Genomic DNA, 23490 nt, shown 5'->3' with positions numbered 1-23490 from the left:
TAATGATAAAAAATAATTTTAAAATAGAAAACATTCCAGCGATTTTGTGGGGTGACAAATCAGATAAGTTATTTGTGGTGGTGCATGGTAACATGTCAAATAAGGCAGATGACTCGATTATTGTATTTGCAGAAGAAGCAACAGCACTAGGTTATCAAGTGCTTAGTTTTGATTTACCTCAACATGGTGACCGTAAGGATGATACTTATCTTTGCAAAGTTCAAAACTGTGTTCAAGACCTTAATACAATTATGACCTATGCAAAATCGTTATCAAATAATATAAGCATTTTTGCTTGTAGCATGGGAGCATATTTTAGCCTATTAGAATATAGCCATGAGCCGTTGAAGCAGTGTTTGTTTCTCTCTCCTGTGGTAAATATGGAACGTATCATAAATAATATGATGACATGGTTTAACGTAAGTGAGAGTAGACTAAAAATAGAGAAAGAAATTTCTACACCTATTGGACAAACTCTCTATTGGGATTACTACTGTTATGTGAAAGAACATCCTATTGTTGCTTGGAATAATCCAACTTCCATTCTCTATGGTTCAGAAGATAACTTATGTGAGTTTGACGTTGTATCTGAATTTAATAAACGTTTTAACTGTAATTTGCAAGTAATGGAGAATGGAGAACACTATTTCCATTCTGAGGAACAGTTGCAGTATTTCAGACAATGGCTGAAAAAACATATTTACGTTTAATGATAATTTAATTTCAAACATTGTTTTAAAACATCGCCTTTCATTAAAATTCTTCACGCGCATAAACTGTGCAACGACACATCATTTTCGAAGGCAGAAAGTGGGGAAGCTCACCATGAGTACGGAAAATCAATCCGCTTTTGATTATCGGAAATACTGGGAGGATAATTACGCTTCGGGTGGAAATTCTGGACTTGGCTCCTATGGCGTGCTAGCTCTTTTTAAAGCAGAAGTCATCAATGAATACATCAAGGAGCAGCAAGTGAAAAGCGTCATTGAATTTGGCTGCGGAGACGGCAATCAACTTCTCTTTATGAAATATGCCAATTACTTAGGGTTGGACATTTCACCGACTTCGGTACAGATGTGTGCCAGAATGTTTGGGAAGGATTCGTCGAAAAGCTTTCTTTTATACCATCCGAAATCCTTTTACAATCAAGGATACTTGAAAAGTGATCTGGTCGTTTGCCTGGATGTGCTGTATCACATTATCGATGAGGAAGACTTCGAGAAAACATTGGATGACATCTTTTCTTGCGCCAAAAAGCATGTCATTCTCTACACGAAGGTAACGGATGGGACAGAGTCGCAAGTCGTCGATATGATCAAAGACCGAGACATCTTGCACTACTTGAAAAAGTACAACGATTTCTCCGTTACGCGAAAGATTGAACAGAAATACCCAGACCTGTCTTCTGCAAGCTTTTTGATTCTAGAAAAAAATCCCCCAACGGCTACATAGCTTTGGGGGATTTCCTTTCCTCTATTGACCAATGATGATGCGTTCTTTCGGATAATGATAGCGTACGATCCGGTCATTGCGCTTCAAGAAGAGGAGCAAATTGATAATCCCGATACGTCCGATCATCATCGTAATAATCAGGATGAGCTTGCCGCCTACGCCCATCTGAGCTGTAATCCCGGTAGACAATCCGGTCGTACCGAAAGCAGAGCAGACCTCGAACAAGACGTGCTGGAAAGGTAAATCCTCCAGCCAGACGAGCAGCATGACCGCTGTGAACACCAGGATGATTGCGATGAAAAAGACGATGAAGGAGCGCTGAATGTCCTCATCAACCAGCTCTCTTCCGAACACCTTTACTTCCTTGTAGCCACGCATGTTGGCAAAAACCGAGGCAATCAGGACGAAAAACGTCGTGGTCCGTATCCCCCCGCCCACGCTGCTCGGGGAGGCGCCAATGAACATCATCCCGGAGAGCATGATGAGTGTCGCGGTCGACAAGAGGCTGATATCCATCGTAGCCAAGCCGCCACTACGCGAAGAGACGGAGTGGAACAACGAATAGAACAGCATTTCATGCCAGGTCTTATCGGCCAAAAACTGATTTCGCTCAAAAATGAAAATGAGCAGGGCGCCAACGGCGATCAAGGAAAAGAACGTCAGTGTCGTAATCTTGGAGAAGAGCGAAAAGGTGAAACGCACTTTTGCACGGCGATAGGAAAAGTACGTTCTCAGCTCCACGAGTACGGGAAACCCGATCGCTCCACAAATAATCAAGATCATCACGATGGTCTGAAACACGTAATCGTGGGTAAAGTCGAGCATGGAGTTTCCGTGCAGGTCAAACCCGGCATTCGTAAAAGCACTGACAGAAGCAAAGTAACCGTGGTAGAACGCGGTGTACCAGTCGTCGTAATAGCCGGCATAAATAAAATGACTGCCTAACAGGACGGTTCCCACCAGCTCGATTATGAGCGCAATCACGAGAATATTGCGCATCAAGTCGACTAGACCGGACAACGTGGAGCGGTTGTGGTCCGTCGCGATCCAGATGCGCTGTTCCAGACCGATTTTTTGACCCATGAGGATCCAGATGAACGTTCCGAGTGTCATGATTCCGACCCCGCCAACCTGGAAGAGCAACGTAAGAAAGAGAATCCCCCACTGGTTGAAAACTTCATGAATCGTAATGACAGTAAGCCCCGTAACGCTGATGGCACTCGCCGCGGTAAACAAAGCGTCAATAAAAGAAAGAGAGACTCCCGGCAAGTGAAAAAATGGCAATGACAGAAGAAACGCTGAGATCAGGATGAGCCCAACGTAGGCGAACACGATGATTTGAACAGATGTCAATCGTCGCTTTTGATTGGAAGATAACAAAATAAATGGCCTCCTGAATGAGCTTCATGGGGATAATCATACCAAATAAATGAAAGGAAGCAAAAGCGCGGAAAAGATCAGTTGACAATGTATCAGCAAGAATGGTAAAGTTCAGAATGTATTTATTGGAAATTCAAAATATTAATGGAAAGGTGGGCTAGTCATGAAAAGAATTGTACGCATGGGTCATCCATACAAGGGCATACATGACGTAACCCCACCATTGATACGAGCGTAGTATCGTTTTTTTGATCTCGTTAACATGGCGTAGGTTACCTATTTCGTAACTTGCGCCTTTTCTATTTTTGTTGATGAAAAGGCATGTTGCTCACGGGCGATGTGTCTTTTTTGTCCTCTAAAAAGGTCACCCAGCCAGCTAAAGAGAGGGGAGAAACACGGATGTTCTCGGTTTTGGCAAAGCTTGATTGGTTTTTCAAGGAGCATTGGAAACGTTATACGGTCGCTATTCTGCTATTGATTCTGGGCGGCTTACTGGAGATTATCCCTCCAAAAATCATCGGGGTGGCTATTGATGAGATTCACCTGGGGACCCTGACTGGCGAGCGGCTGGTATCCATTTTGCTGTTTTTCGGTGTATTGTCTGTCGCGATTTATTGGGTCAATTTTATCTGGATTCGCCAGCTGTTTGGAGGAGCGTTTCTGGCGGAGCGGACGTTACGGTCGAAGCTCATGACGCATTTTTTGCGGATGACGCCAACGTTTTATCAGCGCAATCGTACCGGTGATCTGATGGCGCGAGCGACAAATGACCTCAAGGCTGTTTCGATGACGACAGGCTTCGGAATTTTGACGATGGTGGACTCGTTGTCCTTTACAGGGGCAATTGTGCTGACGATGGGCTTTTTGATCAGTTGGAAGCTGACCTTAGCAGCGATCCTTCCATTGCCGTTCATGGCCTATATCATCAAGCAATATGGGAAAAAAATTCACGAGCGTTTTTCTACCGCACAAACATCGTTCGGCGAGCTGAACGACCGCGTCTTGGAATCCGTCTCTGGCGTTCGTGTGATTCGAGCTTACGTACAGGAGATGGCGGATCAGGAGCGCTTTCGCCAAAAAATACATGAAGTGTATCAAAAAAATATCGATGTGGCGAGAATCGATTCGCTGATTGAGCCAACTGTCAAAATATTGGTTGGAATCAGTTATATGATTGGCTTGATCTACGGTGGATACCTCGTGTTTCAAAGAGAACTGACCCTGGGAGAGCTGGTCTCGTTCAACGTCTATCTCGGGATGCTGATTTGGCCGATGTTTGCGATTGGTGAATTGATCAATGTGATGCAAAGAGGAAGTGCCTCGCTGGATCGCGTCACTGAAACATTGGCTTACGAAGCAGATGTGACGGATCACGACAGACCAGTTCATGTGGCAGTACCAGAAGTCATTCGGTTTGATTCTGTGACATTCCGCTATCCATCTGCGCATGTTGACCAATTAAGCGAGGTCTCCTTTACTCTTGGTCGGGGTCAGACGCTAGGAATCGTCGGGCGTACGGGAAGCGGAAAATCCACGCTGGTGCGACAGCTGCTTCGCGAATATCCGTTAGGACGGGGAGCCATCAGTGTTTCGGGAGAGGCGCTAGAACAGATCAGTCTGGATAACATCAAGAGCTGGATCGGCTATGTACCGCAGGAGCAGATTCTGTTCTCGAAGACAGTCCGCGAAAACATCCTGTTCGGGAACAACGAGGCAACAGAAGAACAATTACAGGAAGTGTTGAAGCAGGCCGCATTTGCTCGGGACGTGCAACTATTGCCCGAAGGCTTGCAAACGCTTGTTGGTGAAAAAGGTGTAGCCCTTTCAGGCGGTCAAAAACAACGGGTCTCGATTGCTCGGGCTCTTTTGGTTAATCCAGAAATCTTGATTCTCGATGATGCCATGTCGGCGGTGGATGGAAAAACCGAAGCGGAGATGATCACGAATATTCGCCGGGAGCGTGCAGGCAAAACAACACTGATCACCACACATCGCTTAACGGCCGTCCAGCATGCAGATTGGATTCTCGTCATAGAGGAAGGACGAATCGTCGAGGAAGGCACACATGCACAGCTATTGGAGCTGGGCGGTTGGTATAAAGAACAATTCGAGAAACAGCAGATAGAAGCGACGCTGACAGAAAGCGGGTGAATGAATGACGACGGGGAAAAGGCTAGTTCACTATGCAGCGATTTTTAAAAAGACCATCCTCTTGGCGATTCTGATGCTCTCTATATCCGTTGGGGCAGAGCTAACGGGACCATTCTTGGCGAAAGAAATGATTAATACGCACATACTGGGCATTGAATTCCCTTGGTATGAGACGGCACAGCGTGAGGGTTCCGTACAATATAAAGGGAAGTATTACACAAGAGAAGATCATCTGGCAGCAGGGGAGAGCAGAGGCGAGGAAGCTCGTGTTCTCCAGATAGGAAGCGACTATTATTTCCTGAACCAGGCGATTAAGTTTGATGGGCAGCGAGCCATTGAGGATGGGAAGCTCGTCATTATCAAAGGTTCGGATCGAGATGAGTATCAGGCCACTCTCTTAACCAATCAGGAGATATTCGAATTTTTCCGTCCAGAGACAAGAGGCTTGTTCACGCTGGCTGCTCTCTATTTCGGATTATTGGTAGTTGCTTCGCTCTTCCACTATGGACAAAAGTTCTTATGGCAAAAATCAGCGAATCAGGTCATCGAGAGACTGCGCATGGATGTGTTCGCGCATATTCAACGATTGCCCATCCATTATTTCGATCATCTCCCTGCCGGGAAGGTGGTTGCTCGTGTTACAAACGATACGGAAGCAGTCCGTGAGCTGTTTACGAATGTACTCGGCAACTTCATTACGAGCGGGATTTATTTAATCGGTATTTTCGCAGCGCTGTTCTTGCTTGATGTACGACTCGCGTTCGTTTGTCTGGTCATTTTGCCAATCATGGTCGTGTGGATTTACTTGTACCGCAAGTACGCTTCAGCATTCAACCATGTCATTCGGGCACGCATCAGTGACATCAACGGGATGATTAACGAGTCGATCCAAGGGATGCCGATCATTCAGGCGTTTCGCAGAGAAAAGGAGACGATGCGGGAATTTGGCGAACTGAACGAAGAGCTGTTCACCTACCAAAATAAAATGCTACGGCTCAATGCGACCGCTTCGTTTAACCTGGTTCAGTTCATCCGCAATATCGCGTTTGTTTTGTTCATCTGGTATTTCGGTGGTGCTTCCCTCGGGATAGGTACACTGCTCTCGCTTGGTGTCCTCTACGCATTCGTCGATTATCTCAATCGCTTGTTCCAGCCGATGACACAGATCGTCAACCAACTGGCGAACCTGGAGCAATCTCTCGTCGCGGCGTCGCGCGTGTTTGAACTGCTCGATGAAGAGGGCATTGACGTTGATCCAGCAAAAGTTCCCTGCTATCAGGGGAATGTCCGCTTTGACGATGTTTCTTTTGCCTACAAAGACGATCAATACGTGCTGAAAAACATCTCATTCGAAGCATGGCCCGGAGAGACAGTGGCACTGGTTGGTCACACGGGATCGGGAAAAAGCTCGATTATCAATCTGTTACTCCGCTTCTATGATGTAAACAGTGGAGCGATTATGATTGATGGGCGCAATGTGCAGGCGTTTTCCAAACAGCAGCTTCGTCAGCATATGGCGATTGTTTTACAGGACCCGTTTTTATTTACAGGAACGATTCGTTCCAATGTGAGTCTGGATGATCCGTCGATTTCGCCTGAAAAAGTAGAGAAAGCTCTGTGTGATGTAGGGGCAGACCAACTGTTCCGCAGTCTTCCGCAAGGATTCGATGAACCTGTTATCGAGAAGGGGAGCACGCTTTCACTCGGGCAGCGTCAATTGATTTCGTTTGCGCGTGCTCTCGCGTTTGACCCGGCTATCCTCATTCTGGATGAAGCGACTGCCAGCATCGACACGGAAACAGAGGGCATTATTCAAAATGCTCTTGAGGTGTTGAAAAAAGGGAGAACGACCTTCATCATTGCTCATCGCCTGTCTACGATCAAAAATGCAGATCAAATTCTCGTACTGGATCGAGGCAGAATCGTAGAGCGAGGAAAGCATGAAGACTTGATGGAGAAGCAAGGCAGGTACTATCAGATGTATCAATTGCAGCAAGGAAACAAAGAAGCGCGGGTGCAAGAGGCAGTAGGAAAGCACGGAAACGCCGCGGCTCTGACCTAGTTTTTTCTACTCTTTTTGCCTCTTGAACGGTAAGATAGAGCATAGAAGTATGGACTTTTCAGGAGGGATCATCATGCCACATCTTATCGTTCGAGGCATCCAAGCTGAACAAATGGCCACGATTAGCAAACCGCTTGCAGTGGAGCTTGCTGCACTATGCCAATGCGGCACGGACAATTTCACGATCGAATGCTTGCATACAACAGGCGTTTTTGGCGGGAAGATCGTGGAGTCGTTTCCTTTTATCGAAGTAGCATGGTTCGAGCGGGGGCAAGAAGTTCGTGACCAGTTTGCTCAGATTGTAACGAAGCATGTCTTATCTCTTGGCATCCCAGAAGTGGAAATGGCATTTGTCGCTTATCAAAAAGAAAGCTATTATGCCAACGGAGAGCATTTCTAAAGCACAGCCGACAGGTGCTGTCGATTTCCCGGGAAAGAATCAAGACATTCGACAAGAGCACGGATAAACAAATGAATACAAGCGTGGAATAAGGGTGTTCCTTCTGTAAGTACGAGATTTTTCGTGCGAGACGGGTGGAGCACCTTTTTTATTTTGAGCGAATTTTTACTCGTGCAACCAAAAATTTCTAAAATAGGTGTCACAAACAAAAGGTGCCAATTGTTATTCATAGTGAGAGGAGGGCAAACAGTGGAAAAAACAGAAATAGAGCGCCTGTTGAACGAAATAAAAGCAGGTTCTCTTGAGCAATACGAAATCATTATCGATCACTATCAACAACCGATCTTTACATACTGCTACCACATGCTCGGTCATCGCCAAGATGCAGAAGACGCTGTCCAGGAAGTCCTGTTTCGTGCCTACGAGCATCTGGGACAGTATACGTACTCGCTGTCATTTTCTGCATGGCTGTACCGAATCGCTTTCAACCATTGCGCGAATGTTTTAAAGCGCAAGAAATTAAGCCGTGTGTTGCCCTTTTTGTACAACCGGGATCAGGATGGACGCAATTATGTCGAGGAGAGCATCGACAGCAATTATTTTGGGGAGCCGCTCGAGCATATTTGGAAACGATTGTCCGCTGAAGAACGAGCACTCCTATTCCTGCGTGTGCTAGAGGAAAGAGAGTATGAGGAAATCGCAGAGCTGATGGACAAAAAGCCTGCTGCCCTGCGCAAGCAATTCGAACGAGTTTTGAAAAAGTGCAAACGTTATTTGCCAACGATGGAAGGGGTGGCCGCTAATGGACAAAAATCCGTTTAATCGGATGCAAGACATGCTGAGAGCGAAGCCAGTCCCGAAAGTCGATGTCAAACATAAAGTCATGGCAGCAATTCGTGCCAAGGAAAACAAGGAGGAGAAAGTCGTGAAAAAGAAAATCGGTTTGCTGGTTACCGTAGGTATGCTGGTAGGAGCGTCTTCTGTATGGGCGGGGATGGAAATGATTCAGTTGAAAAATGAGAAGGGCGAAGTTGTTTACGAGATAACGCAGCATACCGATCAAGAACAACAGCGATTGATTCAGCAAATGCCCCCAGAGGAACAGGCGAAAATGGAGGCGAGGAGGAAAATGTATGAGCATCGGGATGAGGTCAATAATGAAATTATTAATGGCTTGAAGCCTGGAACCTCAGTCGCTATATACTGGAAGCCGACAAAAGAAGAGGAAGAAATCCAAAAGAACATAACCTGGTCAATATATAAACAACCGTATATCACAATGGTATCTAAGCCGATGACTTATAAAACATGGAAGGAAATGGAGGCGGTTGTAGGGAAGATGTTCACGCTTCCAGCCGAGCTTGCCGGAGGCTTCCGTTTCGATGAAGGTGACGTACACTATGAAGACAACTACGAGTACATGGTGGACCTCGAAGCACTTAAGGCAAAAGCCATCAAAGAAAACAAAGAATACGCCTTCACAGAAATTCCGTCAAGCAACAAGTACGATTTTACCAGTGTCGCCTATAAGTCAGAGAAAGGCAGTGTAAGGGTAGAGGTACGAATAGCTGATGAAGGCAAAACGGGAACAAACGCAGAGGTACTGGAAAAAATCATGATTGGCAACAATGAAGCGGTTCTCACGACGCACACTTCAAAAAATAGCGATAATCTGAATTGGATCACCTGGGTGAAAAATGGAACAAAACTGGAGTACTCTGTGCGTGCTACCGAGAAAGTGGCATCCAAAGACGAGTTGATCAAAATCGCTAAGCAGATCAACGAAACCAAATAACGATAAGCAAATAGAGGAGTCTCACACAGAGCCAGGCTTTGTTGTGAGACTCCTTTTCTATTTTTAATGACGAATGTCACTTAACTTGTTAGCCTTTTTCCCCATCAACTGCTTCAAGCCATCCATATTAATCAGGATAATCCCGACAATAATCGTGATTCCCCCTACGAACGACAGGAGGTAAAGCGGCTCATTGTAGAGGATGACGCCCAAGCTTAAGGCAATCAACGGAGAGATATAGAGCCAAGTGGATGGAAACACAGGGTTGGTTTTGGCAACAAGCCAATAGAAAATGGTGTGCCCCATCATGGAACCAACGAAGACCAAGTACAGAAGCGAGAGGATCGCATTTGCCGTGAGCATCGATTCAATATGCACTTGCTCCGTAAATAACGATAAGACAAGCAGCATGGCTCCTCCATACATCATCTGTGCCGCATTCAAAGCGATGGGTGAGGTATCTTGAAACCGTTGGATGACGCTTCGGGAGTATACTGCACCAGCAGAATAAAAGAGTTCCCCGAATATGACTGCGATGCACCCTGTAAGCCAAAGGAGACTGAATGAGATGGTCACACCGGGTAAAATCAGCAAAAAGACACCGACAAAGGCAACCAAGCAACCCATCAAAGCAATACCGGGGGGCTTTTGCCGAGTAATACCAATCTGAAGCAGCATCACCATGAGAGGGCCTGTTGCAGATAATATCGCTGCAATTCCTGAACTTACATGCTGCTCTGCCCAATACAAGGGGGCAAATGTCCCGAACGTCAAACCGATACCGGTAAGGAGCATTTCTTTATGAAACAGCAGCGAGAGACGCGCCTGTTTTTTCCAGAGCATGAATGAAAACAAAATGACACCTGCCAGAAAGAACCGAAGTCCTCCTGAGAAAAACGGCGGAGCTCCAGCATCGATCCCGACTTTGATTGCCAGAAAAGTCGTTCCGAATATCAAGCACATGACCACATAATTAAGCAGTACCATTATGATTCCTCCCTTTTCCTCATCATAAGGGGAAGGGAATAGAACAGATGAAATAGAATAGAACAGATACAGAGATCCATCCATTATCATGGGGGAAGGGGGGAGCGGCATGAAAAGGAAGGCTCTTTCAAACAGTCATTCTGATAAGCTGTTCGAACAAGTGTATGACTATCTTCTGGAACGAATCAGACGCGATGAGTGGAGGGCACATGAAAAGCTCCCTTCTGTTCGAACGCTGGCGTTGGAATTGAATGTGCATCGCCTGACGGTTTTTAAAGCATTTCAATTATTAAAGCAAAACCGCCATGTGTACGTGAAGGATAAGTCTGGGTATTATGTACAATCGAGCAGTCTGCCAGTGGATTCGATGAATGATCCAATTGTGTCTGCCTACGTGCACAAGAGTCACCTTTCGGAAATACATCAGGTGCAGGCGACTTATCAATTTTCCAAAGCATTAATCGATCCGAATTTATTGCCCAATCTTTATTTTTCCGAGTACGTGAAGAAAGTGTTTGATTTGTATCCAAAGGTACTGGGTACCTACTCAACCACACAGGGAGATCAGGAGCTACGGGAAGCACTGTGCAGTTATTATATCAGCCGTTATCATTTTCACCTGTCACCTGATGAGCTGATGATTACATCTGGTTCGCAGGAAGCGATTGATTTGGTTGCCAGAGTCCTTGTAAAGCCGCGTGATGTCGTGTTGATTGAGAGACCTACTTACAGTCCTGCCATTGATGTATTCAGAAGACAGGGCGCCAATATGATTCCCATCGAGATTACGCCGCATGGATATGATTTGGAGCAGGTTGAACGGTTGATGCAAAAAGAAAAACCGCGCCTGTTTTATCTCAATCCGACCTTTCATAATCCAACGGGTTATACAGTTCCGGCTGAACAACGGAAGAGACTGGTGGAGCTGGCTGCGAAGTATCAGTGTCTAATCGTAGAGGATGATCCGTGCCGCGATATTTACTTCGGCGATGAGCCTCCACTGCCGTTTTTTTCTTACGACACGGCGGGCTATGTCATCTATCTGCGCAGCTTTAGCAAGTACATCGCACCGGGGCTAAGCATTGCAACTGTGGCATGCCGGCCATCTATTATGAAGTATTTGATTCAAGCGAAATCACTGTCTGACAGTGGAGCGCCTCTGTTGAATCAAAAGATTTTTTTGCATTATTTCTTCTCCGAACGGATGCAGCAGCATTTGGCGAAGCTGCGGATTGCACTGGCCATTCGCCGGGAAATCATGGAGGAAGAACTGTCTATGACCGACTGGGAGTGGACCAGCCCACCAGGGGGCTTTAATTTATGGGTGAAGCTTCCTGATTCCGTCCCGATAGAAAGTCTTTTGGGCAAATGCATAGAGCAATCCATTACGTTTGTACCCGGTGCGATCTGTGACCCGCTGCGAGAGTTAAGCTCTTGGATACGCATCAGTTATTCTTATTTGAATGAACAACAGCTGCGGGATGGATTGCAAAGGCTCGTCCGTACGGTTCGCCTGTTGGATAGAAAGGAATGAAGAAAGGCTGCCGACATGATGGTCCACAGCCTTGTTTTCCTTACCTTATGATTTGCTTACTTGATCGAGAAGATTCACCAGCTCTTCTGGTTTCGACAAGAAAGGCGCATGATCGGCTTCCAGTGTAATGACTTTGCTGCAAGGTGTTTCTGTGTTCATTCTGCGTTGGAAATCGATTGGGATCGCGTTGTCTAAAGTTGTTTCAATATAGACGCGATCAACGCTTCCGAATTTCTCCTCGGTAATTTGCACTGGTTGTGTAAACGGAGCCAGCGCTTGCGGACGGCAACGCTTCATCGACGCCAGCCTCAGTGCCTCATCCTCAACCGCGTTGAAAAATGTCCCTTCCACAGTCTCGAGCTTCGGAGCCAGCGTCATGTCGGCTTCATTCAATTCGAATTCCGGGCCTTTTTCTCCTTCAGACTTGCTTATGAGACTTTCCCCGTTTTTCGGCAAGAATGCGCAAAGGTAGACGAGCTTATCAATTTTGTCATGTACTTTTTCAGCTGTTTGCGTAATGACGACGCCACCCATGCTGTGTCCGACAAGGATTACTTTATCGTTTTGTTGCTTGATCAGGTCAGATACTTTCTCGACGTAGAGATCCAGTGTTACCTGCTGAGGAGGTGTCATGTCTTGTCCACTTCCAGGCAAGTCCAACGTCGCGACCTTGTGTCCCAATGCTTCCAGCGCAGGTTTTACTTTTTCCCATACCCATTCACCTTGGCAAGCTCCATGAACCAATACAAAAGTACTCATTTACATACATCTCCTTCGTTTCATGATGATCGTTCGTTAGTGTTAACGAAGCGATTTCTGATTAAACAGGGTGTTCTTGTGTTCGTGCCTCTTGAGTGCAATAATAATAAAAATCTGTATCGGTAATCTGTGACTTTGTCACCAAGTTATTTTTTTCACAAGGAGGTTCTTCGTCCATATGCAAAAGGAGCAGATTGCGGAAGTCCTTGCACGTTTTCCAAGTCTGGCAGCACTTACTCTAGAAGAGTGGCAAGAGGAGGGAATCTCCATCACTACGGTTCCAGCCAACTTTACCATTGATGAAGGCGAGTTTTTGGAGAATGCGCCATTAATCTTGGATGGGCTGGTTCGCATTTTCAAACTGAGCAGCGATGGAAGAGAGGTTACGTTGTACAGGCTATCGGCTGGCGAGTGCTGCCCACTCATCGCGTCTAGTATATTGGGAGAAACGGTGTATGAAGCTTCGGCCTGCGTGGAGAAGCCGAGTATGGTCTTGAACGTCCCGACGAAGATTTATAAGAAATGGATCGAGAAGCATCAAGGCTTTCGTCAGTATATTTTTCAATCATTTGCGCGGCGATTGATTATCATGTCGAACTTGATTGACGATATTCATTTTAAATCCATTCGGGTTCGGATTTCCGAATATTTGATCGAGCATACAAGTGCGGAGGATGATTCGCTCGCCATTACACATGATCAGTTGGCAATTGAGCTGGGGACTGCTCGTGAGGTGATTAGCCGGACACTAAAGAAAATGGAAAAAGAAGGGCTGCTGCGTGTAGCACGGGGGCAAATTACAGATATTCAACGTTCTAGACTGCCTGCGGTTCAATAATCTATATTTGAAAATATAAAAATTTTAGGAAGCGATAGGTACTGTGTTATACTGAGTCTACCATTTACTGTTCTGTAGCATTCCCTACTCCGTTTACGTGAGTAGGGTTTTTTATTTGTGTTTCAAACAACCAAAAAACAGACCCCCTTACAGGAGTCTGTTTTTTGTGTATGGCTATATTAAACTTTTTGAACGTTAGTAGCTTGTGGTCCGCGTTGGCCTTGTTCTACGTCAAAAGTAACTTTTTGACCTTCGTCAAGGGATTTGAAACCGTCGCCTTGGATAGCAGAGAAGTGTACAAATACGTCTTCTTTACCTTCGCGCTCAATAAAACCAAAACCTTTTTCTGCGTTAAACCATTTTACTGTACCTTGTTCCATTGTTATTGCCTCCTAGTGTGTAACACACATGTATTACTATCCTTGCTCGCAGGATCATCTAGACGAAAATTTGTTATCTACGCTATCCGTTGCTTCGAACAAAAATAATTCTTTACTAGCATAACAGGATATTGAAAGGATAGCAAATAATTCGCGTATGTTGACGAAAGAAAATACAGATGAGCTGTTACGAAAGCATGGCGCCAATCTCTTTCAACGTAAGCTGTGACGAGACAATTTTATTTGGATAGCTCGCTTGTGCCGATTCCCCCAAATGATACTCTTGCAGTGCATCAGTGTCCTTCAGCATGTTTCCTGTCAAAATACACACGGCTGTTTCGTCCTTGTCGATTACTTGTCCTGCGATGAGCTTGCGCAATCCGGCGACCGTAGCAGCAGAGGCAGGCTCGCAGCCGATCCCGCTCTTATCCACCCATGCTTTGGCGTCGAGAATCTCTCGATCAGTCACGGAGCAGGTAATACCATTTGTTTCTTCTAAAGTACGTAGTGCCTTTTTCCAGCTGGGTGGATTGCCGATGTTGAGCGCAGAGACACGTGTATATGGATTCGGTTCAGGTGTCAGCTCGGTGTGTCCGCCTGCGACCATGCGATGGAATGGACTAGCACCTTCCGCTTGTACGAGCGCCACCCGAGGAACTTTTTCGATAAAGCCGAGGTTTTTCAAATCCTGCAAGCCCTTTCCGAGAGCAGTCACATTGCTCAATGCTCCTCCAGGGATGACCACCCAATCGGGAAGGTTCCAATTGAGGTACTGCGCAATTTCGTACACGATACTCTTCTGCCCTTCAATGCGGAATGGATTGATCGAATTGCAGATGTAGAGGCCGAGCTCTTTGCTGTATTGCTCATAAAAACGGATGCCATCATCGTAGGTACCATCAAAGCTGATGACCTTTGCTCCGTAGGCCAGTGTTTGCATGACTTTATTCAAAGAAATGTTTTTGTTCGGGACAAACACGTACGATTCGTGATGGGCGAGTGCAGCATACATGGCGAGAGAGGAAGAGGTATTGCCAGTCGATGTGCAGGTGAAGCGTTGATAGCCTAGTGAACGCCCGTGTGATACGGCGACAGTCATCCCGTTGTCTTTGAATGAACCACTCGGATTCTCGCTTTGTGCCTTCAGCCATACCTTGCTGTTGCTTCCTACATAGGATTGGATGAGTGCAGATGCGTATAGCCCTGTATTTCCTTCGTACTTAGTCGTGATGTACTCTTCAGGAAGCTCGGGGAAAATCAGCTCTTTATAGCGCCATACTCCGCTCGCATAAGGGGTAATGCGCTCGGAAAGCCGCTCATGAAAGACGCGCTTCAGCTGTTCGGCATCGATGGCTGACGTATCGTGAATGATGTCAAACAAGCCACCGCACGTGCATTGATAGTCAAATAAATGGGCGGGCACTTCCTTGCTGCAATCGACACAAACCAGTTTCATCCTCGCAAGATTTACCCCAAAAAGTGTTCGGGGAGAATCTCTCCACCTCTTTTCTCTCGTATGGTTTTTTTATATGGTAAACGGAGACGGGGAGCGTGTAAACGAGAGTTTTCAGTAAAAACAAAAGATTCGCATACAAATACAAAAGACGGGAAGGAGCCACTATACAGACTCCAACCCGTCCCTATTTCACAAGCTTTTATTCAGATCAGTTAATTCCTTGGCCGTCAGATTGCGCCATTGCCCCAACTTCAAATTCCCCAGCATAATGTTCATGATACGTACCCGTTCAAGCTTTCGCACCTGATAACCAAAAGCCTGGCACATCCGTCTGATTTGCCGATTCAGCCCTTGCGTCAGCACGATATTGAAGACGCGGTCGCTGACTTTGGTTACTTTGCAAGGCTTTGTAGTTGTTCCGAGAATACGTACGCCGTTTGCCATTCCGTGTAAGAAATTCGCCGTGATGGGCTTGTCTACGGTGACGATGTACTCTTTGTCATGATTGTTCTCAGCACGCAAAACTTTGTTTACGATATCCCCGTCATTAGTTAACAGGATGAGACCTTGCGAATCCTTATCCAGTCGCCCGATAGGAAAAATACGTTCCGGGTGATTGACGAAATCAATGATGTTGCCTTTGACGTGCAGTTCAGTGGTACACGTAATTCCGACAGGCTTGTTCAAGGCGATGTAGACATCTTTCTTTTTGGAACCGAGCGGCTGTCCATCGATGCGCACATCATCTCCTGACGCAACCGTACTTCCCAGTTCCGCGACTTGGCCATTGATCGTCACACGCTTGGCCTCGATTAATTTATCGGCTTCTCTTCGTGAGCAAATGCCGGTTTCACTGATGAACTTATTAATTCGCATGAGACGTTCCTTTCGCTATTACTGCTACTTATCCAGTTTTTCCAGTAGTTTTTTTCGCCAAGGCTGCGCCAATTCCTCCACCGCAAGCATACGCTGAATCGTCTCTTGGGATGGTGACTTGTCGTGGAAGTATAAGTGGTGAATCGACGCTACCGTTACTTGTTTTGGATGTGCAGTGATGAGGGTAATCTTGGAGTCTGGCTTGATCGTCCCTTCCTGCAAGACGCGGAAGAAATAGCCCGTATAGCCCATTTCCACCACCGCTTTGAGCAGCTGGTTATTGTTGTTGCGCTTGTTGATGGTCGCGCAAGGAAATCTGCCTTGCGTCACTTGCAGGATGGTATCACCGAATTGATACACATCCCCGATGCAGACCTGCTCCTCGGTCATGCCAGCCAGCGTGAGATTTTCTCCGAATGCCGCATTGGTCAGTGGTTGGCCGAATACCTTCTCCCAATGGGCATAATGTTCAAAAGGATACGCACAGACGACGCGGTCTGGGCCGCCATGGTACTCTGGATTCGCGATATCGTCGTCATCAATTTTCTCGGAACGGACAACGAGCTCATCTGCTTCTTCCTTCCAAATGCCGGAGAGATATTCCTTACCGTTGTACATATTACTTTTAGGCAAACCTTTACTAATCGTAACGACTTTTCTGTTCAACTTATACTCACTCCCAGCCTGCACGATTGCTTCTCTTTTTATCCCCATACTATACCACATTCCCTCATATCCTCCACAGCGGATGGGCACCAGCGGACGCTTCTGGTATGATGATAGAAAGGAATACACAGGAGGCCTCAGTGACATGCAATCATTTGGTGTGGCACTACACACAGATAAATATCAGATCAACATGATGTACGCCCATTGGGTGAACGGAACGCACAATCAGAAGGTCGTTTTCGAAGCATTTTTCCGAAAGCTACCTTTTGGAAACGGATACGCCGTATCTGCCGGATTGGAACGCATTGTTTCTTATATAAAAAATTTGAGCTTTGAAGAAAGCGATCTCAAGTATTTGAGTGAGCAGGAGGAGAACTACGATCCGAAGTTTTTGGAAGAGCTGCGCCAGCTTCGTTTTAAGGGCTCGCTCTATTCCGTGAAGGAAGGTACCGTGGTTTTCCCGAACGAGCCGCTGATTCGCGTAGAGGGGCGTGTCATGGAGGCACAGCTGGTTGAGACGGCCCTGTTGAACTACATGAACTACCAGACGCTGATTGCGACCAAAGCTTCGCGGATTAAAAACGTGGCGGGCAATGATGTTCTTATGGAGTTCGGAACAAGAAGGGCGCAGGAGGCAGATGCTGCGTTGTGGGGGACGCGGGCAGCGTATTTGGCGGGTTTCGACGCGACCTCGAATATGCTGGCAGGGAAAATGTTTGGCATTCCGACAAAAGGGACGCACGCTCACTCATGGGTACAGAGCTTTGAGAGTGAGGAAGAAGCATTTGAGCGCTTCGCAGCAGCTCTACCAGGACAGGTAACCTTGCTGGTCGATACGTATGATACGCTCAAAAGCGGCGTGCCTAATGCAATTAAGGTCGGAAAACGCCTGGAGAAACAAGGTAAAAAGCTGACGGCGGTGCGCTTGGACAGTGGCGACTTGACGTACTTGTCCTGCAAGACTCGCGAAATGCTTGATAAGGCAGGCATGACCGATGTGCAAATTGTCGCTTCCAACGATCTCGATGAGCACACGATTATGAACCTGAAGGTACAAGGAGCACGCGTAAATAGCTGGGGAGTAGGAACGCAGCTCATCACGGCAGCGGATCAGCCGACACTCGGAGGCGTATACAAGCTGGTGGCGCGTGAAGGAGCGGACGGAGAATATCAGCCGACCATCAAAATCTCCGGGAATCCGGAAAAAGTCACAACGCCAGGTATCAAAGATATGTACCGATTGATTGATCCGGAAACAGGCAAAGCGATTGCTGACTATATGTGCTTCCCACATGAAACAACAGTCGATGATGGAGGACCTCTCCATTTGTTCCATCCGAGCCATACGTATTTGAGCAAGCATTTGGAGAACTATCAGGCAGAGTCGTTGCTAATTCCGGTATTTGTGGATGGGGAACTGGTCTATGAACTGCCGAACCTTCAAGAGATTCGCAACTACCATCGTGAGCAACTCAAGCTGTTCTGGCCTGAATACTTGCGCATGCTGAATCCGGAGCATTACCGTCTGCACATCAGCGAAGAGATGTGGGAGACGAAAACAAAGCTGATGAAGACGTATTTGAAAAAATAAGAGAAAAACGTCTGATGTGTCGAGAGGATGCATCGGGCGTTTTTTATTTTGTTTCCCAAAAATAACACAATAATGTGAAAAAAAAGAAAATAAATTGTCTGAATTTACTTGCATCGTATATAATTACTCCATTCATCCTTTAGCTCTGCGCCAAGGTGATGTGGAAAATGCGTGTGAAAAGTATTGGGGAGGAAGAGAGATGCTAAATACTGTAGAGAAAGAAAACCTGAATCCATACGAGATTGTGCAGAAACAGATTGATGCTGCAGCGGCACTGTTGGGATTGCGAAGCGATGCTGTAGAAATTTTAAAGCGACCTAAACGAGTATTGGCTGTCAGTTTTCCTGTCAAGATGGACGATGGTAGCGTGCGTGTCTTTGAAGGCTACCGATCTCAGCATAATGATGCAGTAGGGCCGACCAAGGGAGGGATTCGCTTTCATCCGGATGTGACGATGGATGAAGTCAAGGCGCTCTCCATGTGGATGTCATTCAAATGTGGCGTGGTTGGTCTTCCTTATGGCGGTGGAAAAGGTGGCGTCATATGTGATCCTCACGAATTCAGCAAAAACGAGCTGGAACGAGTCAGCCGCGGCTTCATGGAAGCTATCGCTGATATTGTCGGACCGGAGACAGACATACCTGCACCCGATGTGTATACGACCCCACAAATCATGGGGTGGATGATGGATACGTACAGTCGATTAAAAGGCACCTATTCTCCGGGAGTGATCACGGGAAAACCGCTGAGCGTCGGCGGTTCCAAAGGAAGAAACGAAGCGACTGCCCGCGGATGTGTCTTTACCATACTAGAGGCGCTTAAAGATTCTGGACGCAAGCCAGAACAAACAACCGTCGCGATTCAAGGATTCGGCAACGCGGGAAGAATTGCTGCCAGACTTTTGACAGAGCTGGGCTTCAAAATCGTGGCGGTCAGTGACTCACGTGGAGGTATTTATGATGCTGCTGGCTTAGACATCGAACAGGTAGGGCAGTTAAAAGACAACGCCACCATTTTGGAGTATGCAGGTGGTACGGTCATCTCCAATGAACAGCTATTAGAGCTGGAAGTGGATATTCTGATCCCGGCCGCATTGGAAAATGTCATCACAGCAGCGAATGCCCACAGCATTCAGGCCAAGTGGATTGCAGAAGCAGCAAATGGACCTACTACACCGGATGCGGATGCCATTTTGCGGGAAAAAGGGATTACCGTGATCCCAGATATTCTCGCCAACGCAGGTGGCGTAACGGTTTCTTATTTTGAATGGGTGCAAAACCTGATGAATTACTACTGGTCCGAGGTTGAGGTAAACGAAAAGCTGCAAACGACAATGATTAACGCTTATCGTGCTGTGAAAGAACTCTCTGATCAATACAAGGTAGACTTGCGCACGGGAGCCTATATGATCTCGCTATTGCGAATTACGGAGGCGATGGAAGGGCGCGGCTGGATTTAAGGAAAGAGACCTCTTGCAACTTGCTTGCAAGGGGATCTTTTCGTTTTCCCCTGTGGGATTGGCAGGAAGTCTAGTATTTTTGTCGAATTTGTCGGATTATTGTTTTTCTACCTGTGTTCAAAGGATGGAAAGGGGGATCTTTATGCCAATCAAATTGCCCGACGAATTGCCTGCAACGGAAATACTCGCCCAAGAAAATATTTTTGTGATGAAGGATAGCCGTGCCTTCACACAGGACATACGACCGCTCAGGATCGTCATTCTCAACCTCATGCCCGTGAAGGAAACAACGGAAACACAGTTGCTCCGCCTCCTGGGGAATACACCGCTACAGGTGGAAATCGTGCTTTTGCACATGTCCAGTCATACGTCCAAAAATACGTCGGAAGAACATTTATCGATGTTTTATAAAACGTTTGAGGAGATCTGTGACCAGCGATTTGATGGCATGATCATCACCGGAGCACCAGTGGAACAGCTCGAGTTTACAGACGTCACGTATTGGCAGGAGCTGACAAAAATCCTCGATTGGAAAATGGAGAACGTCACTTCGACCTTGCATATTTGTTGGGGAGCACAAGCGGGTCTTTACCACCACTTTGGCGTTCCGAAGCATCCTTTGCCAGAAAAAATGTTCGGAATCTTCCCTCATACACTCAATAAGCAAAAGGTGAAGTTGTTCCGCGGATTTGATAACTACTTCTACATTCCGCATTCCAGGCATACCGAAAATCGCAGGGAAGACATCGAGCAAGTGCCTGAATTGGAGATATTGTCCGAGTCTGATGAATCAGGGGTTTACATCGTAGCGACGAGGGATGGTCGACAAATTTTTGTGACAGGACATTCCGAGTATGATCCGACCACCCTGCAAGATGAGTACCAGCGGGATGTGAACAAAGGCTTGGATATTGCTGTTCCGCGTAATTACTATCCAAAGGACGACCCAAATCGCGAGCCTATTGTCACTTGGCGCGCACATGCGAATTTGATGTTTTCCAACTGGTTAAACTATTACGTTTACCAAGAGACACCGTATGATTTGAACAACAACAAGTGATAGCAACGTAGAAACCATCCGAGGTGATTCGGATGGTTTTTGTTTGGCCCAGTTGACGTAATAAATGGCGACAGGTAGTGTGAGAATAATCGCGCAGGAATACTACCGGGAATTCAAGCAAGATGGGAGTTTTGTAAGATGAAAAAAATCATGAAGCAAGATCAGGACGTGACCAAGCAGCATAACAAGCAAATGATCCTCGACATTATCAAAAAGCAGAGACCGATATCGCGTGCAGAAATCGCCAAAATTACGCGGATGAGCGCCACCTCGATTGGCAGATTTGTAAATGAGCTGTGCGAAGAAGGACTGATTCGAGAGACAGAACTTACCTCATCAGGTGTAGGCAGGAAGGCAATTATGCTCGACATCGAGCCGGGGGCCATTTATACAATCGGAGTGGACATGGCAAAAAAGCGCATCAGCTTTGGGATCATGGACTTTAGCGAAGCAATTATTGCACAGCACCGGATGGATCATAAAACACAGGATTCTACACCGGAAGAGACGGCTGAACTGATTTGTAACGAGATTGAAGGGATACTCAACCAGACAGGCATTCCGTTAGAAAAAGTGGTCGGGATCGGCATTGGGATGCCAGGGGTGATTAATTATGAGCGAGGGATTGTTCAGCTATCCACTACGCTGGACTGGAAGGACGTAGCGTTTGCTAGCTTGATTGAAAAAAGGCTGAAAATCAAAACCGTTATCGACAACGATTTGAAGGTGAAAATCCTCTCGGAGTACTTGTACGGATCTGCCAAAGGCTCGAACAAGACAGCCTTGATCGGCATTGGCACGGGTATCGGCTCTGCGTTAATTATCAATGGCGAAGTGTTTCGCGGAGGCTCCAATAGCGCTGGAGAGCTGGGGCATACGACGCTCGATCCGAATGGGAATCTGTGTGAATGTGGAAAGCGCGGATGCCTGCAAACATACATAGACGAAAATTCTTTGATCATGGAAGCGCGTCGGGTGAAGGATGTCAGTGATGTCCGTCAGGTGTTCGCGGCAGCGAGAAACGAAGAGCGCTGGGCGAAGGAAATCGTCTCCCGTACCGCGTTGTACCTCGGAATCACGATTAACAATATTGTATGCATGTACAATCCAGATACCGTGATTGTAAGCGGTGATTTGGTGGAGAATTATCGCGAAATCATTGATTTGGTCGAGGAGCATAGTGATCAAGTGATCTGGGAGCCATTCAAGGGGAAATTTCGCGTCATTCCTTCCGAATTGAAGGGGGAGGCAATCGTGATGGGGGCAGGAGCTTTGGCGATGCAGCACTTTGCTCCCTTGGCAGGGACATGGGCAGAAGAATCATGACTTTCTTTGCCATTTTGTATTCAACAAGTACGGCAGTTTAGCCGATATAGAAAATGGTGGAAAAGTAGAGAGGAAAAGGAGTGGGATGTGAGCATGAGAAACTGGCAAAAAGGTATGCTCGCTACGGCTGTTACCGTTGGGCTGATCTTTTCCAGTGTCGGCCAAGTACCGGCATTGGCAAATTCTGCGACGACAAGTACGCAGAAGAAGATTTCCAAGCTTGTGGTTGATACAAAGACAATAAAATTGAAAAAAGCGGGGACGCAGCAGTTGAACGTCCGCGTGCAATACACGGATAAAACAACGGAAGACGTCACACAGCAAGCAGAGTGGACTTCCTCTGACAGTGACATCGCACGCGTTGAAAAAGGCTTGGTAACCGCTGTTAGTTCCGGTAAAACAAGAGTGAAAGCAAGCTTCGGGGGCAAAAGTGTGAGTGTCCCTGTTGAGATCGATGTGATTTCCAAGCTCACTGCTGACCAGAAGAAACTGGTTCTCAACGTGGGAGGCACGAAGCAGGTAAACGCAACAGCAACCTTCTCAGACAAGTCTACCTCTGATGTAACCGCCAATGCAGAGTGGGAAAGCGATGATACGGAAATCGTAACGGTCACGAATGGTTTGGTTACAGCAGTAAGTTCGGGCACAGCGAAACTCAAAGTGAAGTACGGTGGAAAAAACGTATCCATTCCAGTAGAGGTGGATGTCGTCTCCAAGCTGGACAGCGATAAGAAAAAGCTGTATCTGCGTCCAGGCACTACCCAGTCGGTTACGCTGCTGGCTATCTTGTCTAGCAAAGAAAAGGTCGATGTAACAAGCAAAGCCAAGTGGACATCCGACGATGAAAAAGTCGCCACAGTTGAAAACGGAGTCGTGACAACTGTAGGTTCTGGCAAAGCGAGAATCAAAGCAACTTACGGTGGAAAGACAATCTCGATCCCTGTAGAGTCTGCTATTATCTCCAAGCTAGAATTTGACACGAAAAAGGCAGATCTCAAAGTCGGCGAATCAAAAGACTTGAAGGTATCTGCTGTCTATACCGACAAAACCAAGGTCGATGTCACAGTCGATGCAGACTGGATCTCCACGAACAGCTCCGTTGTGACTGTAGCGGATGGCAAGCTCACGGCTGTGAAAGCAGGTCGCGCAACGATTGCCGCTACGTATAATGGAAAAGTCGTAAAAATACAGGTAACCGTGAAGTAACTCAAGCTGGAGGAAAAGCCAGGGCGCGACTGCGTACCTGGCTTTTTTGCATACTCTCGCCTGTGGTAATCTGTAGCTAACGCTTTTGATTGGACGAAGACGGAGGGCA

At 46.7% G+C, this 23490-nt stretch carries 21 protein-coding genes; 14 read left to right on the top strand and 7 right to left on the bottom strand.

Translation table 11 applies throughout. The features are described 5' to 3' along the window. Nucleotides 1-2: 2 nt before the first annotated feature. Nucleotides 3-710: an alpha/beta hydrolase gene (locus tag POF51_RS09915; protein ID WP_069846959.1), complete on the top strand. Its 708-nt coding sequence runs from the start codon at nt 3-5 to the stop codon at nt 708-710. 115 nt (nt 711-825) lie between these two features. Then, a complete protein-coding gene (locus POF51_RS09910) occupies nt 826-1452 on the top strand; it encodes a class I SAM-dependent methyltransferase (protein WP_069846956.1) in 627 nt (208 codons plus the stop codon). A gap of 21 nt (nt 1453-1473) precedes the next feature. On the opposite strand, the gene POF51_RS09905 is transcribed toward POF51_RS09910, so the two are convergent. Beyond that, nucleotides 1474-2832, bottom strand: a complete 1359-nt coding sequence (locus tag POF51_RS09905) for a TrkH family potassium uptake protein (RefSeq protein ID WP_069846954.1) — start codon at nt 2830-2832, stop codon at nt 1474-1476. Between the two features lie 399 nt (nt 2833-3231). Between POF51_RS09905 and POF51_RS09900 the strand changes: the two genes are divergently transcribed. The 5 genes from POF51_RS09900 to POF51_RS09880 all read left to right on the top strand — a co-directional run bounded on the left by POF51_RS09900 (nt 3232) and on the right by POF51_RS09880 (nt 9240). Continuing rightward, on the top strand, nt 3232-4983 hold the full coding sequence (locus POF51_RS09900; RefSeq protein WP_069846951.1) for an ABC transporter ATP-binding protein: 1752 nt from the start codon (nt 3232-3234) through the stop codon (nt 4981-4983). A gap of 4 nt (nt 4984-4987) precedes the next feature. Further along, the gene (locus POF51_RS09895) at nt 4988-7045 is read left to right on the top strand and encodes an ABC transporter ATP-binding protein (protein ID WP_069846948.1); all 2058 of its coding nucleotides are present in this window, start codon (nt 4988-4990) and stop codon (nt 7043-7045) included. Between the two features lie 73 nt (nt 7046-7118). Continuing rightward, nucleotides 7119-7445, top strand: a complete 327-nt coding sequence (locus POF51_RS09890; protein WP_069846946.1) for a DUF1904 family protein — start codon at nt 7119-7121, stop codon at nt 7443-7445. A 249-nt stretch (nt 7446-7694) separates the two neighbouring features. Next, a complete protein-coding gene (locus POF51_RS09885) occupies nt 7695-8267 on the top strand; it encodes an RNA polymerase sigma factor (RefSeq protein WP_069846944.1) in 573 nt (190 codons plus the stop codon). Continuing rightward, nucleotides 8248-9240 carry a hypothetical protein gene (locus POF51_RS09880; RefSeq protein WP_069846941.1) on the top strand — a complete coding sequence of 331 codons (993 nt, stop codon included), beginning with the start codon at nt 8248-8250 and terminating at the stop codon, nt 9238-9240. Before POF51_RS09885 ends, POF51_RS09880 begins: the two co-directional genes overlap by 20 nt. Nucleotides 9241-9303: 63 nt before the next feature. On the opposite strand, the gene POF51_RS09875 is transcribed toward POF51_RS09880, so the two are convergent. After that, nucleotides 9304-10227, bottom strand: a complete 924-nt coding sequence (locus POF51_RS09875) for a DMT family transporter (protein ID WP_069846939.1) — start codon at nt 10225-10227, stop codon at nt 9304-9306. 109 nt (nt 10228-10336) lie between these two features. On the opposite strand from POF51_RS09875, the gene POF51_RS09870 reads away from it, so the two are divergent. Continuing rightward, nucleotides 10337-11761, top strand: a complete 1425-nt coding sequence (locus POF51_RS09870) for an aminotransferase-like domain-containing protein (RefSeq protein ID WP_271755315.1) — start codon at nt 10337-10339, stop codon at nt 11759-11761. Nucleotides 11762-11806: 45 nt separating this feature from the next. Here POF51_RS09870 and POF51_RS09865 read toward each other — a convergent pair whose 3' ends face one another. Then, nucleotides 11807-12520, bottom strand: coding sequence for an alpha/beta fold hydrolase (locus tag POF51_RS09865; RefSeq protein ID WP_271755314.1), 714 nt, complete (start codon nt 12518-12520; stop codon nt 11807-11809). A 178-nt stretch (nt 12521-12698) separates the two neighbouring features. On the opposite strand from POF51_RS09865, the gene POF51_RS09860 reads away from it, so the two are divergent. Then, nucleotides 12699-13358, top strand: coding sequence for a Crp/Fnr family transcriptional regulator (locus POF51_RS09860; protein ID WP_069846932.1), 660 nt, complete (start codon nt 12699-12701; stop codon nt 13356-13358). Nucleotides 13359-13537: 179 nt separating this feature from the next. On the opposite strand, the gene POF51_RS09855 is transcribed toward POF51_RS09860, so the two are convergent. The 4 genes from POF51_RS09855 to POF51_RS09840 all read right to left on the bottom strand — a co-directional run bounded on the left by POF51_RS09855 (nt 13538) and on the right by POF51_RS09840 (nt 16736). Further along, nucleotides 13538-13738 (bottom strand): cold-shock protein, encoded by a 201-nt coding sequence (locus POF51_RS09855; RefSeq protein WP_007721941.1) that lies wholly within the window; start codon nt 13736-13738, stop codon nt 13538-13540. Between the two features lie 187 nt (nt 13739-13925). Further along, nucleotides 13926-15194: a threonine synthase gene (gene thrC / locus POF51_RS09850; protein WP_271755313.1), complete on the bottom strand. Its 1269-nt coding sequence runs from the start codon at nt 15192-15194 to the stop codon at nt 13926-13928. Nucleotides 15195-15383: 189 nt separating this feature from the next. After that, nucleotides 15384-16070, bottom strand: a complete 687-nt coding sequence (rluF, locus tag POF51_RS09845) for a 23S rRNA pseudouridine(2604) synthase RluF (RefSeq protein WP_017249969.1) — start codon at nt 16068-16070, stop codon at nt 15384-15386. A gap of 24 nt (nt 16071-16094) precedes the next feature. Continuing rightward, a complete protein-coding gene (locus POF51_RS09840) occupies nt 16095-16736 on the bottom strand; it encodes an MOSC domain-containing protein (protein WP_271755387.1) in 642 nt (213 codons plus the stop codon). Between the two features lie 145 nt (nt 16737-16881). Between POF51_RS09840 and POF51_RS09835 the strand changes: the two genes are divergently transcribed. The 5 genes from POF51_RS09835 to POF51_RS09815 all read left to right on the top strand — a co-directional run bounded on the left by POF51_RS09835 (nt 16882) and on the right by POF51_RS09815 (nt 23381). Beyond that, a complete protein-coding gene (locus tag POF51_RS09835; RefSeq protein WP_017249971.1) occupies nt 16882-18330 on the top strand; it encodes a nicotinate phosphoribosyltransferase in 1449 nt (482 codons plus the stop codon). A gap of 199 nt (nt 18331-18529) precedes the next feature. Next, nucleotides 18530-19789: a Glu/Leu/Phe/Val family dehydrogenase gene (locus POF51_RS09830; RefSeq protein WP_271755312.1), complete on the top strand. Its 1260-nt coding sequence runs from the start codon at nt 18530-18532 to the stop codon at nt 19787-19789. 142 nt (nt 19790-19931) lie between these two features. Beyond that, nucleotides 19932-20849, top strand: coding sequence for a homoserine O-acetyltransferase MetA (metA, locus tag POF51_RS09825; RefSeq protein ID WP_069846925.1), 918 nt, complete (start codon nt 19932-19934; stop codon nt 20847-20849). A 138-nt stretch (nt 20850-20987) separates the two neighbouring features. Beyond that, nucleotides 20988-22175, top strand: a complete 1188-nt coding sequence (locus POF51_RS09820) for an ROK family transcriptional regulator (protein ID WP_083261620.1) — start codon at nt 20988-20990, stop codon at nt 22173-22175. Nucleotides 22176-22268: 93 nt separating this feature from the next. After that, a complete protein-coding gene (locus POF51_RS09815; RefSeq protein ID WP_069846922.1) occupies nt 22269-23381 on the top strand; it encodes an Ig-like domain-containing protein in 1113 nt (370 codons plus the stop codon). The last annotated feature ends 109 nt before the right edge of the window (nt 23382-23490 follow it).

It is taken from the genome of Brevibacillus sp. AG, assembly GCF_028369215.1.
GTDB lineage: Bacteria > Bacillota > Bacilli > Brevibacillales > Brevibacillaceae > Brevibacillus > Brevibacillus porteri.
This window is presented reverse-complemented; position numbering and strand designations above follow the sequence as displayed.

Bases quoted from the DNA above. Each gene is read 5' to 3' on its own strand.
- POF51_RS09900 (WP_069846951.1), top strand. From the start codon at position 3,232: ATGTTCTCGGTTTTGGCAAAGCTTGATTGGTTTTTCAAGGAGCATTGG.
- POF51_RS09870 (WP_271755315.1), top strand. From the start codon at position 10,337: ATGAAAAGGAAGGCTCTTTCAAACAGTCATTCTGATAAGCTGTTCGAA.
- POF51_RS09855 (WP_007721941.1), bottom strand. From the start codon at position 13,738: ATGGAACAAGGTACAGTAAAATGGTTTAACGCAGAAAAAGGTTTTGGT.
- POF51_RS09895 (WP_069846948.1), top strand. From the start codon at position 4,988: ATGACGACGGGGAAAAGGCTAGTTCACTATGCAGCGATTTTTAAAAAG.
- metA (WP_069846925.1), top strand. From the start codon at position 19,932: ATGCCAATCAAATTGCCCGACGAATTGCCTGCAACGGAAATACTCGCC.
- POF51_RS09830 (WP_271755312.1), top strand. From the start codon at position 18,530: ATGCTAAATACTGTAGAGAAAGAAAACCTGAATCCATACGAGATTGTG.
- POF51_RS09815 (WP_069846922.1), top strand. From the start codon at position 22,269: ATGAGAAACTGGCAAAAAGGTATGCTCGCTACGGCTGTTACCGTTGGG.
- POF51_RS09860 (WP_069846932.1), top strand. From the start codon at position 12,699: ATGCAAAAGGAGCAGATTGCGGAAGTCCTTGCACGTTTTCCAAGTCTG.
- POF51_RS09875 (WP_069846939.1), bottom strand. From the start codon at position 10,227: ATGGTACTGCTTAATTATGTGGTCATGTGCTTGATATTCGGAACGACT.
- POF51_RS09820 (WP_083261620.1), top strand. From the start codon at position 20,988: ATGAAAAAAATCATGAAGCAAGATCAGGACGTGACCAAGCAGCATAAC.
- rluF (WP_017249969.1), bottom strand. From the start codon at position 16,070: ATGCGAATTAATAAGTTCATCAGTGAAACCGGCATTTGCTCACGAAGA.
- POF51_RS09835 (WP_017249971.1), top strand. From the start codon at position 16,882: ATGCAATCATTTGGTGTGGCACTACACACAGATAAATATCAGATCAAC.
- POF51_RS09890 (WP_069846946.1), top strand. From the start codon at position 7,119: ATGCCACATCTTATCGTTCGAGGCATCCAAGCTGAACAAATGGCCACG.
- POF51_RS09910 (WP_069846956.1), top strand. From the start codon at position 826: ATGAGTACGGAAAATCAATCCGCTTTTGATTATCGGAAATACTGGGAG.
- POF51_RS09880 (WP_069846941.1), top strand. From the start codon at position 8,248: ATGGACAAAAATCCGTTTAATCGGATGCAAGACATGCTGAGAGCGAAG.
- thrC (WP_271755313.1), bottom strand. From the start codon at position 15,194: ATGAAACTGGTTTGTGTCGATTGCAGCAAGGAAGTGCCCGCCCATTTA.
- POF51_RS09915 (WP_069846959.1), top strand. From the start codon at position 3: ATGATAAAAAATAATTTTAAAATAGAAAACATTCCAGCGATTTTGTGG.
- POF51_RS09865 (WP_271755314.1), bottom strand. From the start codon at position 12,520: ATGAGTACTTTTGTATTGGTTCATGGAGCTTGCCAAGGTGAATGGGTA.